The organism is Algoriphagus sp. (genome assembly GCF_024305035.1).
Taxonomy (GTDB): domain Bacteria; phylum Bacteroidota; class Bacteroidia; order Cytophagales; family Cyclobacteriaceae; genus Algoriphagus.
The window spans coordinates 1-18,069 of record NZ_JAMWZB010000010.1 but is presented as its reverse complement, the minus strand read 5'-3'; the positions used below and the strand labels follow the sequence as shown (position 1 = coordinate 18,069).

At 43.0% G+C, this 18,069-nt stretch carries 16 protein-coding genes and 1 CRISPR repeat array; of the genes, 5 read left to right on the top strand and 11 right to left on the bottom strand.

Annotated features, from left to right (window positions below; all coding sequences use genetic code 11):
- Positions 1-4: 4 nt before the first annotated feature.
- From Q0L00_RS07050 to Q0L00_RS07015, 8 genes are all read right to left on the bottom strand, one after another.
- Entirely contained in the window at positions 5-1,462 is a 1,458-nt protein-coding gene (locus Q0L00_RS07050) for an IPT/TIG domain-containing protein (protein WP_297336168.1), read from the bottom strand.
- 115 nt (positions 1,463-1,577) lie between these two features.
- The gene (locus Q0L00_RS07045) at positions 1,578-2,285 is read right to left on the bottom strand and encodes a methyltransferase (RefSeq protein ID WP_297336167.1); all 708 of its coding nucleotides are present in this window, start codon (positions 2,283-2,285) and stop codon (positions 1,578-1,580) included.
- A complete protein-coding gene (locus Q0L00_RS07040; RefSeq protein WP_297336166.1) occupies positions 2,285-2,887 on the bottom strand; it encodes a DUF2179 domain-containing protein in 603 nt (200 codons plus the stop codon). Before Q0L00_RS07040 ends, Q0L00_RS07045 begins: the two co-directional genes overlap by 1 nt.
- Before the next feature lie 75 nt (positions 2,888-2,962).
- Positions 2,963-4,129 (bottom strand): MFS transporter, encoded by a 1,167-nt coding sequence (locus Q0L00_RS07035; RefSeq protein WP_297336165.1) that lies wholly within the window; start codon positions 4,127-4,129, stop codon positions 2,963-2,965.
- Between the two features lie 117 nt (positions 4,130-4,246).
- Positions 4,247-5,278, bottom strand: a complete 1,032-nt coding sequence (gene hemH, locus Q0L00_RS07030; protein ID WP_297336164.1) for a ferrochelatase — start codon at positions 5,276-5,278, stop codon at positions 4,247-4,249.
- A 169-nt stretch (positions 5,279-5,447) separates the two neighbouring features.
- Positions 5,448-5,804 carry a DUF4168 domain-containing protein gene (locus tag Q0L00_RS07025; protein ID WP_297336272.1) on the bottom strand — a complete coding sequence of 119 codons (357 nt, stop codon included), beginning with the start codon at positions 5,802-5,804 and terminating at the stop codon, positions 5,448-5,450.
- A gap of 270 nt (positions 5,805-6,074) precedes the next feature.
- Positions 6,075-7,313 (bottom strand): cation:proton antiporter, encoded by a 1,239-nt coding sequence (locus tag Q0L00_RS07020; protein WP_297336163.1) that lies wholly within the window; start codon positions 7,311-7,313, stop codon positions 6,075-6,077.
- A 5-nt stretch (positions 7,314-7,318) separates the two neighbouring features.
- On the bottom strand, positions 7,319-8,146 hold the full coding sequence (locus Q0L00_RS07015) for a universal stress protein (protein WP_297336162.1): 828 nt from the start codon (positions 8,144-8,146) through the stop codon (positions 7,319-7,321).
- Positions 8,147-8,357: 211 nt separating this feature from the next.
- Between Q0L00_RS07015 and Q0L00_RS07010 the strand changes: the two genes are divergently transcribed.
- Complete coding sequence (locus Q0L00_RS07010; RefSeq protein ID WP_297336161.1) at positions 8,358-9,950, top strand: M14 family metallopeptidase; 1,593 nt, start codon at positions 8,358-8,360, stop codon at positions 9,948-9,950.
- Between the two features lie 12 nt (positions 9,951-9,962).
- A complete protein-coding gene (locus Q0L00_RS07005) occupies positions 9,963-11,696 on the top strand; it encodes a M14 family metallopeptidase (RefSeq protein ID WP_297336160.1) in 1,734 nt (577 codons plus the stop codon).
- A gap of 219 nt (positions 11,697-11,915) precedes the next feature.
- On the opposite strand, the gene Q0L00_RS07000 is transcribed toward Q0L00_RS07005, so the two are convergent.
- The 3 genes from Q0L00_RS07000 to Q0L00_RS06990 all read right to left on the bottom strand — a co-directional run bounded on the left by Q0L00_RS07000 (position 11,916) and on the right by Q0L00_RS06990 (position 13,782).
- Positions 11,916-12,983: a 6-bladed beta-propeller gene (locus tag Q0L00_RS07000; RefSeq protein WP_297336159.1), complete on the bottom strand. Its 1,068-nt coding sequence runs from the start codon at positions 12,981-12,983 to the stop codon at positions 11,916-11,918.
- Between the two features lie 129 nt (positions 12,984-13,112).
- The gene (locus Q0L00_RS06995; protein WP_297336271.1) at positions 13,113-13,277 is read right to left on the bottom strand and encodes a hypothetical protein; all 165 of its coding nucleotides are present in this window, start codon (positions 13,275-13,277) and stop codon (positions 13,113-13,115) included.
- 88 nt (positions 13,278-13,365) lie between these two features.
- Complete coding sequence (locus Q0L00_RS06990) at positions 13,366-13,782, bottom strand: hypothetical protein (protein WP_297336158.1); 417 nt, start codon at positions 13,780-13,782, stop codon at positions 13,366-13,368.
- A gap of 337 nt (positions 13,783-14,119) precedes the next feature.
- Here Q0L00_RS06990 and Q0L00_RS06985 point away from each other — a divergent pair, with 337 nt between their 5' ends.
- Genes Q0L00_RS06985 through istB form a run of 3 tightly spaced genes read left to right on the top strand, consistent with a single transcriptional unit; the run spans position 14,120 to position 16,397 of the window.
- Complete coding sequence (locus Q0L00_RS06985; RefSeq protein WP_297336157.1) at positions 14,120-14,473, top strand: hypothetical protein; 354 nt, start codon at positions 14,120-14,122, stop codon at positions 14,471-14,473.
- Positions 14,446-15,582: a hypothetical protein gene (locus Q0L00_RS06980; RefSeq protein WP_297336156.1), complete on the top strand. Its 1,137-nt coding sequence runs from the start codon at positions 14,446-14,448 to the stop codon at positions 15,580-15,582. Before Q0L00_RS06985 ends, Q0L00_RS06980 begins: the two co-directional genes overlap by 28 nt.
- Before the next feature lie 59 nt (positions 15,583-15,641).
- Positions 15,642-16,397, top strand: a complete 756-nt coding sequence (gene istB, locus Q0L00_RS06975) for an IS21-like element helper ATPase IstB (RefSeq protein ID WP_297336155.1) — start codon at positions 15,642-15,644, stop codon at positions 16,395-16,397.
- 84 nt (positions 16,398-16,481) lie between these two features.
- Positions 16,482-18,051: direct repeats of the CRISPR family, unit length 37 nt; unit sequence GTTTCAATCCTAGTTTCTGTGGATTCGGTATTTGAGG.
- Between the last annotated feature and the right edge of the window lie 18 nt (positions 18,052-18,069).

Genomic DNA, 18,069 nt, shown 5'->3' with positions numbered 1-18,069 from the left:
ACGATTAAATACCCTCGGGATCATATTTGTATAATTTCATGGGTAAATCACCCGGCAACGGAACTTCAGAACCCCGCATGAGGTAGAGAAATCCATCGTGTTGAAAATGGCCGACTAGTAAAGCCTGTGGAATGGGCGGAAGAGAATTTTTAGATTTCCACTCCAAGGTATTCAGATCCAGCTCCCAAAGCTCCCCACTTCTCCGATAGAGTCCCACGTAGGCTTTTTCACCGATGACTTGCCCCATTCCATAGCCCAAGCCTAAAGTCCCCGGATACTGCCCCACTTCAGCCCAGGTTTCTGATTGGACGTGATAAGTCCAAAGTGTATTCTCAGAGCTAATCAAATAAACCTGTTGATCCTTAACAAAATGCACATGGGAGGCATTAAATAATTCCGGCGGTGAAGGCAACACTGACCAGCTTCCACTGGAGGCCTCGTATTTTCTAAAATAAGGAGGGCCTCCGATTTGTGAACCCAGCAAATACAGGTCGCCATTTACCTCAAATGCTTTGGAATCCCGACTCACGAAATCCAAATCTTCCAAGCGTTGAAACCCATTTTCCCCTAGTCGATAAAAGCTAAATTCGGGTTCCAACTGCTCACGAGCTACTTCCAATTCTCCACCACCCAAATACTGCTCTGTTGCAAAAGCAAAGGATCGTGGATCCCCCAGGAAGGATATCTTCTCCCACTGATTGCTTTCCGGTTGATAGCGTTGAAAATAGGAGATAAATTCTGAGCCATTTGCCAAACCCAGACCAATCCAAAAACCCATCGGGTTTTGAAAAAATACATTGTCTTTCAAACGAATGGCTTCCGGAAACTCGCTCACCAATTCCACACTTCCCGATTGATATTCAAATGGTTCATCAAAGACCAATTCATTTCCCTGAGAAATCACTCGAACAGCAACTACGCGCACTTGCGAAGCTGGAATCCGAACTCGAATCAAACTTTCTAATCTAACCTCCAAGACCTCTGCGGGCTCTTCCCCAAAAAATACTCGCGTATCGGCCGTGAAATTCCTTCCCAAAATAATCATCTCCTCCCCGGGAACAGCAAAATTAGGAGCAAACGAATCCACAGCAGCACTTAAAGTGGTAAACTCCACTACATTCCCAAAAATCACCTCCCCCTTGAGGTTCATAAAGGATTGAATGAAGTAATCAGACCCAGCATTTAGCCCGCTCATTTCTCCGATAAATCTTCCAGGACCATCCTTAGCTCCCAGCGAAATCACCTTAGAACTAGAAAAATCAGCATTTTCAGAAAGGTAGAACCCATGGTCTTCCAGCAATAGGGATTGACCGCTGATCACTCTCCCGGACACACGGACTTGATCTCCGCTAACAAAAAGTAATTCCTCGGTCTGAACGAGCAGTGTATCATCTTCCACCTGATCGCAGCCCATGCCTAAAAAAAACACAGCCAAAACTGCATATGACAAAATATTCCTCATGTGTTGATCCCTAAAACTTAATCTTAAAAATAGAGATTAAAACCAATCGAACAACCGACACGCTTGTTTTTAACAAGAATGAGGCATTAAGTAAAGAAAAAATAACCCTAGCCGATCAATATCCTAACAAAAATCCCGAAATCAGCCTTTTATATTCATCAGAATATTCTCCAGAATTATTTTTCAAGAAAAGTGAAAATCGGAAAATATTCCCGGCTTGGAATTCAAATCCCACGACCTCCCGATGAATCGGACGATCCGGACGGTCAGCAATCCGATACACGATCCTTGGAAAAAGTCCAAAATACGCCATAGCTACTTTCAATTCCCCCATCTGACGGGGAGGTAAAATCACAAAAAACTTTCCTTCTGGACTAAGTAATTGAGACACTGCCTTTCCCAGATCAGAAAAACTCAGCTCTCCTGTATGAAGTGCTCGGTTTCGCTGAGCATCGATAGACTTAAGATGGTCCGTAAAATAAGGGGGATTAGATACGATCATGGCAAATTTTTCCTCAGCATTAAAACCTTGCACGGCTCCTGCAACAAGATTCATTCGCTGAGAAAAGGGACTGTTTTTAAAGTTCTCCGAAGCCTGCTCTGCAGCATCCTGATCGAGTTCCACAGCGGTGACTTTCGAATCCGGAAATCGTTGGGCCAGCAGCAATGCCACTACTCCCGTTCCGGTGCCGATATCCAAAATCTGACTGGGCTGCTCCTGTTCAATCAATGTTCCTAAGAGAACTGCATCGGTGGAAATTTTCATGGCACAGCGATCCTGCTCCACTCGGAACTGCTGAAAATTAAACCAGGAGTTGCCCATCAAGCTCGTGCTTTGCTAAACAGCTTGGCATGAAATCTCGGACGATCCTCCATCACATTCAAATCATCCTCAGAAACCCGTTTCACACTTTCAATGGTATAAAAGGCCTTTTCATCCACCGCCTTTACCTTGGTAATAAATTCCTTTAGATTTTCCCGCTTCATCACCGTGAATAGCAGGTTTACTTTTCCAAACCGACCCTCAGCTCCCACATTGGTAAAGCGGTAATTTCGCTCTTTCATGAATTCCATCAGCTCGTGCTGGGTAGCTGGTGTAATCACCCGTACCAAGACTCGGCCTAGAGCCAATTTTTCTTCAAAATACATGCCCACATAGGTTCCTGTCCCAAATCCAGCAGCATAGGCAATGTAAGACATGGGATTATTGATGTTTTGGAAAATCTGTCCGATTGCCAAAAGCCAAATCAAGGCTTCAAAAAAACCAAGAACCGGAGCAATATTCTTTTTCCCATTCATCATAAACATGATGCGAAGGGTATTGATCGAGACATCACCTACCCGGGCAATGAAGATCAGGGCAGGCATAATCAGGTAATTCAACAACTGTTCTGACACCCCCAAATTGTAAAGAAAATCTTGCATGGCTTTTTACATTCTGATTTGAGCCGCAAAGGTACAAGAATTCTAGATGGCCTTTTAGCTTTGGCCGGAAGGAAGCTAGATTTTACGGTCTTTTCCGGCTGGAATCCCAAAAAACAAAAATTGCACACTCATCAACAGTAAAAACCAAATCAACAAATCCCAATTGCCTATGAAATCGAGGGAAATTCCAAAAAGTAGGGGGCCCAAGGCTGCCAAAACATAACCTGCAGACTGAACCATCCCCGAAAGCCGAGCTGTGGTCTGATCTTCGGCCGTACGTAATGAAATCAGGGTGTAAGCAATACTCAGGCTGGCTCCACTACCGATTCCAATCAGGGTTAATGCCGCAAAAATTACCAAACTCTGGGTAAAAAACAGCAGACTAAACCCTATCAAATAGCCCATCGCCACCCCACTAATTACCCAGGATTGCTGCTTGAGACGCATGAGTAATTCAGGGGCGAAAAAAGTACCGATTAGCGAGATCATCTGCATGTAAGAAAGAGCCAATCCAGCATGGGTTGGGCTCATCCCTTTAAAGATCAGCATATCGGGCAACCACGTTACCATGGTAAAATACATGACCGATTGCGCCCCCATGAATAAGGTGACTTGCCAAGCCAATCGAGATTTCCAGACATTTTTCCCGGGGAAAATACTGCGTTGGGCTGCGGTAGGTTTAGGTTCGAGCTGAGGAATCCAACACAGCAAAGCCAGTCCCATTAAAATCCCCCAAGAAGCCAAAGATCCTCTCCAGCCCAAGTTCCAGTCCAGAGCTAAGGGAACGCTAATCCCTGAGGCGATGGCAGCGAAAAGCGACATTCCTGTGGATAAGATCGCAGTCATCAATCCAAGTTTGTGGGGGATTTTTGCCTTAAAAAAAGGAATCATCAGCACATTGGCGATTACGATTCCAATACCGGTCAGAGCAGTCCCAAAGAATAATAAATTCACCCCTCCCAATACCCGAATGATCACGCCGAACAACACGATCAAAATCCCCAGAAAAATCGCTCTTCCCAGGCCTAAATATTTTCCGATGCCTGGGGCAAAGAGGGAGAAAATCGCAAAGGTAATCAGAGACAAAGTGGTCAGAAAACCGGCCAGTCCATTCGAAATCCCCAAATCTTCCCGGATAAAGGGAATCAAAGGACCCACCGAAGCGATGGAGGTACGAAGGTTGATTGAGATAAAAATAATGCCCAGAATCAACAGAATCTGGGTTTTTCGAGCTGGGGTCAAGGTGTTGATTTTTGAATAATTTAGTGAGGAATAGTTTACCCGACAACCTAGAAAGAAAAATCAGTAACCCCACTAAGACGGTCACCGACTTATTTTCAGTTTTTAAAGGGATTCAAGTTAAGCCCGACTTTCGACCAGGTCCTTTACACAGTCCACCCAGGTGTCATTCGAATTGAGACTGGGCACCAAATCCCAGTGTTCTCCTCCCAATTCTTCAAATTGCTCCTTGTATTCTTCACCCACCTCCACAGTTGTCTCCAAACAATCTGCCACAAAGGCCGGAGAGAACACCAGCACTTTTTTTACCCCCTCCTTAGCGAGATCCTTGATCACGTCTTCGGTATAAGGCTTTACCCAGGGGTCTTTCCCCAAGCGGGACTGAAAACAGGTTAGGACTTTTTCCTCAGGCAAGCCCAGCTTTTCTGCTACCAACCGGGTGGTCTGAAAACACTGCGCACGATAGCAAAATTGATTTTTCAAGCCATATTTATTGCAGCAGGCCCCCAGCTGACAGTAACCTTCCACCGAGCCTTTTCTGATTTGTCGCTCAGGTAATCCATGATAGGAAAAGACAAATTTGTCATACTCCTGCTTTTGCATGGCTTCCCGGCCCAATTCGGCCCAAGCTTCCAAAAACAAGGGATGATCCACGTAATTGCTCACAAAGGTCATTTCAGGAATAATCTGCCAGGTTCGTGTAATCTCCATCACCCGATCAATCACCGAACCATTGGTGGCAGAAGCGTATTGAGGGAAAAGCGGCACTACGATGATTTTTCGGACTTTGGCGTCCATAAGTTCGTTGAGCCCCGACTCAATACTCGGGCTTTGGTAGCGCATGGCCATGCTGACCAGGTACTCGTTGGAGTCCAATTTGGCCACCAGCTTATCTTTTAGATCTTGTGTATGAAACAAGAGTGGAGAACCCCGATCCGTCCAGAGTTTACGGTATTCTCCAGCGGATTTTGGTGCTCGAAAAGGAGCAATAATCAAATTGACCAGCATCCAGCGAGGAATAAAAGGAAAGTCGATCACCCTACCATCCATTAAGAATTCGCGAAGGTATTTTCTGACATCCCCGGTTTTGGTGCTATCCGGCGTACCTAGGTTGACCAACAAGACTCCAATTTTTCCTTTTACTTTCGCCATGAGACACTTATTTTTTTGATTACAAGCCAAAAATAGAAGCTTTGGTTGCAAAAATCGAATAGAAAGTATCGAAGAGCTTTCGAAAAAAGCAATAAAAAAGCCCCAAATAGGGGCCTTTTTAAATTTTGAAGCGCTCTGGCGCTTAAACTAAATAATTGAAATCCAAAGCTTATTGATCTTCCTGTAAGAGTTTATCTACTTTTTCTTTCACTTTAGGACTGGTATTGTAGGCCATGTAGATTGCGTCGAATTTTTCGGCAGGCAAATCATTTTTTTCAATGATTCCCTGAACTTCCCCTTGCATGTCCTGTTGCAGTTTCATCACTTCCTGCCCGATGGTATTAAACTTTTCGATTTCGTCCAAGTCTTCGGTTACTTCTCTAAGTGACCCGGCAGATTGAGCCTGAGCTAACTCCTGAAAACGGGGTACTTCCATTCCATTATCTTGGATGGTTTTGACCATATTTTGCTGGACCTTTTCCTGAACCGGCATGATTTCCTTATTGATTTGGACGAATGATTCGATTTCAGAATCAGAGAAATCATCCTGTACTGGTGCCTACGGCGTAGTCATTTGCTGAGCAAAAGCTGAAGCTGATAAAAAAGCAATTGAAAGCACTAAAAGGGATAGAGATTTAAGTGTTATTTTAAAATTCATGATATTATAGATGTTGATTTCAATTAGGTGAAATCAACAAATCTCACCGAGAATCCCCAACAATATCCAAAATGATAGTTTATTTTAACGGTAATTAACTAAATTTTATAAAAATAATTCAATTCCTTATTGATATATTTAAGTGAACTTATTTGATTTTAAACTCCATTTCATGAGCGGTCCGCTTGACATACTTGTGATAATGGCCATAATTACCAAAGCCACAAAAAGTTTTTCATCGATCAGGCCGTTTTCCAAAGCGATCAAGCCAAGAATGATTTCCATTGCTCCGCGCGCATTCATCCCAAAGCCAACAGCAAGGGCTTCTTTTTTGGGATACCCTGAGCGTAAGGCTCCAAACCCACTTCCCACAATTTTTCCCACAAAGGAAATGACCAATACAGCCAAGACAAGCCAAAAATCAAAATTAGTGAAGAAATTGATTTTCAGACCAATAGAAACAAAAAACAAGGGAGCAAAAATATTGTTGATAAACTGATGGATAATTTCCTTTGCCCGTTCGGACAAATGGCTCGAGTCTCCCAAGGCTACGCCTAGAAGAAAGGCGCCGAAAATGGAATGTATCCCGAGCCATTCGGTAAACGCTGCTGCCAAAAAACAAAATGCCATAGAAAGCGAAAGCAATCCTCCGGGCCAAGCAAGATTCTTATTAATCCATGGCAGCACTCGGTTAATCAAGCCTTTGCCTAGCGTTAACATAAATACCGTAAATAAAAGAGTAATTCCTATAGTATTGATTAACGACAAACTCCCGCTTTTTCCCATAAAGGACAAAATTACAGAAAAGATCAACCAGCCAATGATGTCATTGACCATCGCAGAGGCAACAATGACCATTCCCATTTTTGTCTTGAAAAGATTCATATCCATTAAGATCCTTACCACCACCGGTAAGGCCGTAATGGACATCGCCGTCCCCATAAATAAGGAGAACAGCAAACGCTCCCCATCCGCGAATCCAAAAAATGAAGCAAAGAAATAAGGGAACACAAACCCTAGTATAAAGGGCACAATCAGACCTAATAAGCTGATGTTAATCGCTGATTTCCCCTGTGACCAAACCAAATGCAATTCTACCTCCAGTCCAGCGATAAACAGCAAAAGGATAACCGCCATTTGGACAATTCCGTCTAGGGCAATATTTGCCGAAGGATTACTTTGAAATAAGTATTCAAAAAAATCAGGATTGACCGTCCCTAAGATCGTGGGACCCAGGATAATTCCGGCCAAAAGCTCCCCAACAACCGCTGGTTGCTTAAATTTCTGGGCGATTTCTGCAAACACCCGAGCAAGGATCAACATGCTGGCGAGTTGAAGAAGTAAGTTTATGACTTCTTTATGGGCTAAACTTTCCATAAAAATTATTTAATGTAGAGAAAGTTAGTTGGAAGATTTTCAAGGATATTTTCCAGTTCGTGAGGAAAAATCCGGTCAATGAATGAATAGTCCTTGTTATCGCCCATTATGAGCAAATCCGCTTGGATAACCTCGCAATATTTAGCCAATTCGATGGACCACTTTCCGGCAGTCACTTTAATATTGATTCGGAGATTTCCCTTGTCCAACCCATTGAGGATTTGCTGCACATATTCGATTTCATCCTGAACCAGTTTTCTGCGGGTATTGGCGACTTCCTCCTCCGATCCTTCTCCTGCGGTGGCCATCTGCAGTCCATAAAGCTTGATTTCATTTAGAATATGAACTTGCTGTACTCCGGCTATTTTACAAAAATCTAATCCGAGTTCGATTACCTTTGGGGTCACCTCAAGCTGAGTTCCATTGATAACCACTTTTGAGAAACCTTCCCCCTCGATTTTGGGTCTGATCAGGGTAAGAACAGAGCAGGGTGCTTTACGAATTATTTTTCGAGCCACTGATCCTAAATAGTAAGTCAGCAATCCCTCTTTCTTCAAGGCTCCTAATACCAGCAAATCAACGGATTCGTCCCGGCAAGTCTGAAGTAACATTTTCACGGGCTTTCCTTGCTTCCAAAACACTGTCACATGGGATTGATCCAACCCTTGATTATTGAGTATTTCATTCAATTTTCCCTCCAACTCTGGAGTCTTTACCCCGATATGGATCAACAATAGCTCCGCATCAAACAGCAAGACCAGACGCTTTGCTTCTGCAATCAACGCTTCTATTCTCGGAGAAAAGGCAATGGCAAGACCAATTTTCTTATACATGATCAGAGGAAGGATTTGCCTAAAATAAGCGAAAAACCACAAACTCTACAAATCAAATCCTGACACCTCCACTTATCCATGACTAATCCCACTCAAGCAGGTATGGGACATCCGAAAAAAGTAGATGAGATATATTGTGATATTTTTGATAAAATTCATGAAATATTTGATCAGCTTGTGATCACTATTCGGAATTAAAATTCAAAAATTTATGAAGAAAATTGTACTAAGCTGCTTGCTGGTAGGAAGCCTCGGCTGGTCTTTCCCCTCGCTGGCACAAGGGGACTACCCGACAATCAGTCAGCTTAATGAGCGACTAAAAACTCTTGGAAATCAGTCCACCGCCGAACTGAAATCCCTGACCAAAACTGCCGGCGGAAAAGACATCTGGGTGCTTAAGGTAGGCACTGGCAATCTGGACGAAAAGCCTGCCATCGCCGTAGTCGGTGGCGTAGAAGGATTTCATGTGCTCAGTGTAGAACTTGCCACCCAGTTTGCCGAAAAACTCATCAATGAGCACGCGGAAAAATTAGAAAACACCACGTTTTATATTTTCCCCAATATGTCTCCCGATGCCTATGAACAATACCATGCGGCCTTGAAATATGAGCGACGTGGGAATGCCACTTCGGTAGATCATGACCGGGATGGGACGGCCGGAGACAATGGCTACACCGACCTAAACGGGGACGGATTCATCACCTGGATGCGGGTAGAAGATCCGATGGGAGATTATAAACTATCCGAGGAAGATGACAGAGTATTGGTCAAAGCTGACCGAAGCAAGGGAGAAGCTGGAAACTATCTGGTTTTCAAAGAAAGCAAAGACGATGATCAGGACGGTAAATTTGCCGAAGACCTCGAAGAAGGGATCGCGTTTAACAAGTCCATGACCTTCAAATTCCCGGTTTTTGAGCCGCTGGCTGGGGATATCCCCGTTTCTCAAGTCGAATCCCGTGCGATGCTGGATTACCTTTTTGAGCAGTGGAATATTTTTGCGTTTGTGACTTTCTCACCGGCAAACAATCTTTCCAGCCCGCTCAAGTACAATGCACAAAATGCCCGAAAGCGTGTGATCACTTCGATTTTACAAAAAGATGAAGCGATCAATGCCATGGTCTCTGGGATGTACAATGAAACCATTTCTCAAAAAGCCTATCAGCAAACCAACCAGGGTACCGACGGGGATTTTTTCCAGTGGGCTTACTTCCATTTTGGACGCCTAAGTTTTGGAACACCGGGCTATTGGACCCCAGATTTCAAAGGCATGGACAATCCTGAAGCAAATTACTTAGCTTGGGCTGATTCCCTGGGTTGGAATGAGGTATTTGTCCCATGGACAGAAATCACGCATCCCAATTTCCCTGGTAAAAAAGTGGAAGTGGGAGGTATCAAGCCTTTCGTGATGGTCAATCCACCTTTCGAGAAAGTGGGAGAAATCTCCGAAGAGCATACCGAATTTATTCTCAAACTGGCTGAGATGCAGCCCAAACTGGAAATTCAAAATTTAAAAGTCGAGTCGATCGGAAATGGGCTGACTCGGATTTCTTTGGATTTGTTTAATAATTCACCCTTGCCGACCCATTCGGAAATGGGCGAGCGCTCCAGATGGCTTCGCAAAATTAGAATTGACTTGAATGCCCCAGCTGATCGATTGATTTCAGGTGAAAAAATCCAATTGGTGGATTCGATTGATGCCTTTGGAAAAACCAGTCTCAGCTGGATCATCCGAGGAAAGGGTGAGATAAGCCTGAAAGCAGGAGCTTCACATGTGGGATTCATCAACAAAACTTTCAATCTCTAAGCCACGAAAATTATGAAGACAAAAAATATCATCCTTGCATTGGCTTTGAGTGCAGCTAGCCTTGTAAGTACCCCGAGTACTGCACAACAGAAATTTTTCCAAGCGGTGGGTTCACCTCACATGCCCAAAGTAGAAGTGGCTTGGAATCGCTATTACACCTATGAAGGTTTAGTGGATGTAATGGAAAAAATCGCAAAAGCCCATCCTGAATTGGCCAAAATCGAAACGATTGGTCAATCCTACGAAGGCAGAGACATTATGACCTTGACGATTACGGATTTTTCCACTGGAAAAGATACCGATAAGCCTGCCATGTGGATCGATGGGAATATCCATTCCAATGAAGTGCAGGGAGCGGAATTTGCGCTTTATTCTGCTTGGTATTTGACCGAGATGCATGCGGATACGGAGTTTATCCAAGACTTACTTCGGGACAAAACCTTTTACATCACACCTACCATCAATCCAGATGCCCGGAATGATTTCTTTCTTCAACCCAATAATGCCAATACTCCAAGATCAGGAATGATGGTCTTGGACAATGATGGAGACGGGGAAGCAGGAGAAGATGAAATGGATGATTTGAATGGGGACGGACACATTACGATGATGATCCGAAAAAGTCCAACCGGCCGCTACATTAAAGATCCTTTGGATCCTCGCCGATTGATGCCGGTGGGTCCAGATCAAGTAGGGGACTATGAAATGGTCGGTCAGGAAGGAACCGATCTCGATGGAGATGGGAGAATCAATGATGATGATGTCGGCTATTACGATCCTAACCGGGACTGGGGATGGAATTGGCAACCGGATTATGTGCAGCGAGGAGCCCTGCGCTATCCATTCACGCTGCCTGAAAACCGAGCCGTGATGGAGTTTGTGATGAAGCATCCCAATATCGCCGGAGCGCAGAGTTACCACAATTACGGTGGGATGATTCTCCGTGGTCCGGGAGCGGAAGAAGATGTGGAAACCTACAATCGCGAGGATATCCGAATCTATGACGCCATTGCCAAAAAAGGCGAAGAAATGATGCCAGGCTATCGCTATTTGACCGTTTACAAGGACTTGTATTCCGTATTTGGTGGAGAGTTGGATTGGTTTTATGGCAATCGTGGGATTTTCACTTATTCCAATGAATTGATGGTTTCCTACCTTTATTTCCATCAAAATGCCGGTAGAGGCAATCAGGACGAGCAGCTCAAAGTGGATCAATTGCTGACCTTTGGAGATGCATTTGTGGATTGGGAAAGTTATGATCACCCGCAATTTGGGGAGGTAGAAATCGGAGGCTTTAAGAAAACCTTTGGACGGGCTCATCCCGGATTCTTGATGGAGCAGGATGCGCACCGGAATTCGGCCTTCACGATTTATCATGCCTATCATACACCCAAGCTGTCGGTGATGGATGTGAACGAAGAAGACCTTGGCGGCGGATTGAAGGCAATCACAGCTACCATTTTCAATGAGCGGATGATGCCAACGCATTCTTCCCAAGATCTGAAATACAATATTGAGCGGCCCGACTATGTGAGCATTGAGGGGGCAAAAGTTGTCGCTGGATTTGTGGTAGAAGACGAGGATTTTAAACGCTATCAGGAGCAAAAATTAAGACCTGAACGCATCGCTGTGGCCAACATCCCGGGCATGAGTGCAGTAAAGGTTCGATGGATCGTTTCTTCAGGATCAAACTACAGCATTACCGTCGATTCTGCCAAAGGCGGAAAGGCGAGTTGGAGTAAATAAATTTTCAATTGCTATGATTCAAAAATCCCGTTAGCGAATGTTGGCGGGATTTTTTTTTCGTTTTGGACAAAACCAATCGGAAAGATGAAAAGTGAAAATATGCTCTCTGTACAAAGCATCATCTTAAAATGGTTTTTGAAAAAAGAATTTTGAAGGGCAAAAGAACCCTAGCAAATCCTAGCTCAGTAGAAAATATTTTCAAACAAAAATTCTAATCCTTTACGATGGCAACCGGTAAAACACTATTTGTGGATTTTTCTCTAAGCCATTCTCCTTATTCCTAAGAATGGAATAATACCTATCCCCTTTAAAAGGCCTTGGAATCATTTCATCTGTCATCTCTTGATCAAATAATTTTTTTAAATGAATTAGGGGACGATTTCTTTCTAAATCAATTACTAAAAAATAGGGTCGGTTGTCATAAATGAGCCGGAGAAAGACATATTTATCAGACATCACTATTTGGCTTATCCTCAATTGAAGTATGGGATCAAACCCCTCAAAATTAATTTGATACTCAGGCAGCAGATGATCATTCACTTTTCTAAAAATCGTATCTCTTTTGCTATGAGAAGAAATCTCTCCCCGAATGATTGGCATGTAAAACAAGGTTGCGTTGTTTACCCGACTTAGTAACCTTGGGATTTGATGGATAGTGGTAAAATCAGAAGGATAGCCGTAAAGTGGCCTTTCCCAGTTTTTAACTTCAAGGGTTTTGGGTTGAATTGAGCTCACTAATACCTGACGGGGTTTTTCTTTGGTACCATTAATCGTCTCCTGAACCACCAATAGGTTATCATTGTCTTCATAAAAGGAGATCGGATACCCGGAAAATTTACTGCTAGTTGAATAAAATTTTCCCCCAAAGTCATAGGAAATTACGGTCATTTTTTGCCAATCCGCCACTAAAACAACTTTTTCCTTTTCATCTAAGTGAATGGCATAGGGCATAGCATATTCATCTGGCCCTTCTCCAATTTTTCCTATCTGCTGGAGAAATTTCCCATTGATGTCAAATTTCAAAAGCCCCTGTTTTCTATCTAAAAGAAGAATAAAATCTACGGAAAAGGCCAAATCTTGAATGGATGTAAGCGGAGGGTTCCCAGGAAGCTCAAGGTTTATAGAGTCTAGTATTTCAATAACAAATTCTGCTGAATTCTCCTTCAAAAAATCAAATCTTATATCAATGTTTTTAGTTAATTCAGAATAGTCTGGAAGATCTTTATTTCCACAATTCTGAAATTGGAAAATAAATATGACAAACACTATCCGAGTAATATATTTCATGATCGAGATGAGAATTTACAATTTTCACTTTAACCTATAATCTATACCAATTTTACTAAATTATCTTTCCACGATTTCCCTCAGAATTACCACTCCGCTGTAGGCTAAAAACCTTGTCTTTTCCTCAAATTAGGTGTGCTCTTGTTTTTCAAAGCCTAACTTGGGACCCGTGGTCTTAAACCTCATTCCCTCAACTGCATCACTGGGTTTCAATAGCCTAATTCCTTCCCGAGTCGTCTCTGATATTTCTCGGATTTCCTTGAGGGAGATCAGTTTTCCATAGTACTTGGCAATGATTCACAGGCAAGTAGGTCCACAGTCTTTGGAATCGGGTTGTTTGTAAAATGGAAAGGTAATTTTCAAATCAAAAATAAGTATGTCCTTAATTGCCTGATTTAATCAATTCATATACGCCAAAGAGGATAAAATCCTCTTCAATAGTTGGGTCAATCAACTGAAATAGAAGTCTATCCTCTGGCAAGGCAGTCATTAATTTACCGTTGACTGGAAGTTTGATGTCACCTGATACTTGGGTAGTCCCTTCAAATATTATCAACCGGTGATAGGTTGGGTCTTGGAAATGATGGTAGGTTGGGTCCTCAGCAATCTTCTGTTCATAGATGCCGTAGGGGATTTCTTGGATATAATCCAAAACTATTTTCTCTCCTCCTAGAGAAAATAGTTTATGATTTTTAGCCCCCAAGGCGATTCTCCCATTGGTTTTAAAGTCATTTCTTGAAATTTTACTCTTTTGAAGTATTGGAAACTCTCCATGGTTTATTTCAATTCTAGAATCCAAACTTTTACTTATCAAATCATAAACAAGTATCTCACTATCTGTCTTGGTTGTTAAATAAAGCTTTCGACTTTTTGGATCAAGTGTAATCGGTAATTACAACTGCACCACTTTCGGTAAATAAGAATGCACCATATTTGGCAACAAGAATGCACCACCAATAATCCCTTAGGGGCATGCCCCTAAGGGATTTTGGACTATTTTGCTAGTCAACCAAAACTAGCATTTTATGAATGTGTATTTGAACAAATTTATGGTTTATTTTGAAATCCACCGCCTCTTCAGGGAGGGTTTTTCCGTTAGACAGATAAGCGAAGAGCTTGTCCTGAACCGCCGGACAGTGAGCAAATATCTATCGATGTCCGAACAGGATTATGGACTCATGCTCGAAAGTCAGTCCGATCGGAACAAAGTATTATCCCCCTATGAATCTTTTGTAAAGTCCCGCCTGGAGAAATTCCGGGACACCCCGGCCGCTCAGATGCATGACTGGCTGAAGGAGCATTATCAGGATCTGCCAAAAGTATCCCAAAAAACCGTTTTTAATTTTGTTTCCTGGGTGAGGCGCAAATATAACCTGCCCTCCATTAAAATCCCCCGTGAATATGAGATGGTTGAAGAGCTCCCTATGGGAAACAGGCTCAGGTGGACTTTGGCGAATACAACATGCGCAATACGTCCGGCAACAGGGTAAAAGTATTTTTCTTTATAATCACTCTTTCCCGGTCCCGGTATAAGTACCTGTGGTTTATCGACAGTTACTTTACCTCCCTGCTGGCCATCGAAGCCCATGAAAAAGCCTTTGCCTACATCAGGGGTGTCCCAATGGAAATTGTCTATGACCAGGACAAGGTATTCATGGTCAGCGAAAACGGTGGGGACCTTATCCTCACCGATACATTCAGAGCTTATACGCGCGAACAATCCTTCGATCTTTACTTTTGCAGGAAATCCGATCCGGAAAGCAAGGGAAAGGTCGAAAACGTGGTCAGGTATGTCAAAAGGAACTTCCTTTACAACCGTACCTTCCACACTATTGAAACCCTTAACGATGAGGCTCTGGGTTGGCTCGGCCGTACGGCCAACGCCCTGCCTCACGGGGTAACCAAAAAAGAGCCCTTCTCCGAATACATCATTGAAGAACCTTATCTTACCCCTTATAAGCCCTGTTTCCCGAAGCAGGCCGTTCCGGATCTATATGCTGTCCGTAAGGACAATTCGATCTCTTACAAAGGCAACTTCTACTCCCTTCCACTGGGTACCTACAGGGGGAAGGGAAGCCGGGTTGGCCTACAGGTAGAGGCAGGTGAACTGATCATTAGCCAACCGGAAGATAAAACCGAAATCTGCCGCCATACCATTCCTGTCGGCATGGGTCAAAAAATAAAGAAAACCGATCACAGCAGGGATAAAACCGGTTCCATCGACGAAAGGATCGCCAAAGCGGCCAGGTTGTTTACCCAGGAAGAAATGGCCATTAGCTGGATGGAATTGCTCAGAAAAGAAAAGCCCAGGTATATCAGGGACCAGCTCGACATGGTCCAAAAGGCCATCGAGGGAGTGGATCCCAAAAAGGTAGACCTTACCCTGCAATACTGCCTTGAAAAATCCATCTGCAGCGCATCGGATTTTAAAGCTATTCTGGATCTCCAGGATACCGGCACTAAACAGGAGCCCGGTACCGTGATTATGAATCCGCTGAGCGGAAAAATGCCGGAAAATGCCCTGATACGGCCCGAAAAAAGTAACATCGGGGAATATGAAGACATTGTAAACAATAAAAAAGCCGAAACAAATAACTGATCAACAATCGCCATGGACAGTCCCGATGATGGGAAATCCATGGCCCAAACTACCAAAAAATGGAAAAGAAAGAACAGATCAACGCCTTTTGCAGGCAGTTTAAAATCACCGGGATGGCAGCAGGTCTTCCCCAGGTGGTTGCCAGCTCGGAAAAAAAGAGCTCGGGCTTTATGGACTTTTTCCTCGAACTGCTCCGCCATGAAGCAGCCCAGCGCTCGAAAAACGAAGTTGTCAGACGGAGAAAAGCCGCAACCCTGCCCCTTAAAAATGACCTTGAAACCTATGATGCCGGAGCAGAAAACGGGCTGAACCTGACAAGGATAAACCAATTGAGAGAGTTGAACTGGCTGGACCAGGGTTTTAACCTCATGCTGATGGGCCCTTCGGGAACAGGTAAAACCTTCCTTGCCGCCGGACTCGGAGCCGACGCAGTAGAAAAAGGCTATAAAACCTATTTTAAATCTATGGAAGACCTTACCAACATCCTTAAGCTCAAAGACATGACCAGGACAGCTATGGCCGAATACAAAAGGCTACTGAAAGCAGACCTGATCATCCTGGATGACATCATGATCTTTCCTATTGAAAAAAGTGTGGCGATCGCACTCTTCAACTTTATCAATCAGGTTTATGAGCGCACCTGTTTTATTATCACCACAAATAAAAGCCCAACAGAATGGGCCAAAATGCTCGATGATGAGGTCTTGGCTACCGCTCTTTTAGACAGACTTCTGTTCCATTGTGATATTATAAACCTATCTGGAAAAAGTTATAGAATGAAAAACAGGAAATCTTTCTTTGATCAACAGCAATAACCAACTTATATTTACAAAACGGTGCATTCCTGTTGCCATTTTTGGTGCATTCCTAATTACTATTTTTGGTGCATATTCAATTACCGACTACACCTAGTTTCTGTGGATTCGGTATTTGAGGATTCTTTCATCATATGGTGTTTTTAGCTTATATGGTGTTTCAATCCTAGTTTCTGTGGATTCGGTATTTGAGGAAAAACGACACAATTGACCTAATTGATTGGAAATTTTGTTTCAATCCTAGTTTCTGTGGATTCGGTATTTGAGGGTTTTTGGGGATTTCGGTATGGATTGATAGGTTAGAGTTTCAATCCTAGTTTCTGTGGATTCGGTATTTGAGGTAAAAAGCTGATTATCATGGATGATGAGTTTGGTGGGTTTCAATCCTAGTTTCTGTGGATTCGGTATTTGAGGATAGGTAACACCTGCAACAAAACTTTTTTCTTCGATTTGTTTCAATCCTAGTTTCTGTGGATTCGGTATTTGAGGCCATTAAGTCAGGATTTTTAATTGACCCTAACGAATGTTTCAATCCTAGTTTCTGTGGATTCGGTATTTGAGGATCAAATGTTTCTTTGTGACAAAAATGGAGTTATGTGTTTCAATCCTAGTTTCTGTGGATTCGGTATTTGAGGAATTCGGCATGGGATTTCAAGTCAATTTCATGGCCGGTTTCAATCCTAGTTTCTGTGGATTCGGTATTTGAGGTTCATTTTCTTTCCGTTTAAGTGTTTTCAAATATCAAGTTTCAATCCTAGTTTCTGTGGATTCGGTATTTGAGGTAATTTTGGCTCCTTTGGCAGTAGTTAATCAAACAAGTTTCAATCCTAGTTTCTGTGGATTCGGTATTTGAGGTAGCTGTTTCAAGTATCGATTCAATCGGCTTACAGTGTTTCAATCCTAGTTTCTGTGGATTCGGTATTTGAGGCCAATATTCCAAGTTTTAGAAATGCTGAAAAATCGGGTTTCAATCCTAGTTTCTGTGGATTCGGTATTTGAGGTCATTGCTAAGTACCTCAATGCATCAATAGCGTGGTGTTTCAATCCTAGTTTCTGTGGATTCGGTATTTGAGGAAAAAGCTGATTATCATGGATGATGAGTTTGGTGGGTTTCAATCCTAGTTTCTGTGGATTCGGTATTTGAGGTACTTGCTCGTCCTCTATAGCTCGGATCTGAGTAAGGTTTCAATCCTAGTTTCTGTGGATTCGGTATTTGAGGCTTTTGTACCGGGAAGGATCTTAGCGGCAAACTTACGTTTCAATCCTAGTTTCTGTGGATTCGGTATTTGAGGTGTGGCCGGAGAACCTTTTGAAAAAGCCGAACTGGGTTTCAATCCTAGTTTCTGTGGATTCGGTATTTGAGGCCGGACCTTAGCGAAGATCAGTACGAGGCTTTCTAGTTTCAATCCTAGTTTCTGTGGATTCGGTATTTGAGGTATCGGCTTTTAGCCATCTGGTAAGTAAGCTCTAGGGTTTCAATCCTAGTTTCTGTGGATTCGGTATTTGAGGCGGAGAAACACGGCTTTAACTATGACCTAAAAACCAGTTTCAATCCTAGTTTCTGTGGATTCGGTATTTGAGGATCCAATCCGGTATTCTTTTACTCACCAAGGTTACGTTTCAATCCTAGTTTCTGTGGATTCGGTATTTGAGGCTAAGCGCGTTCCACTTT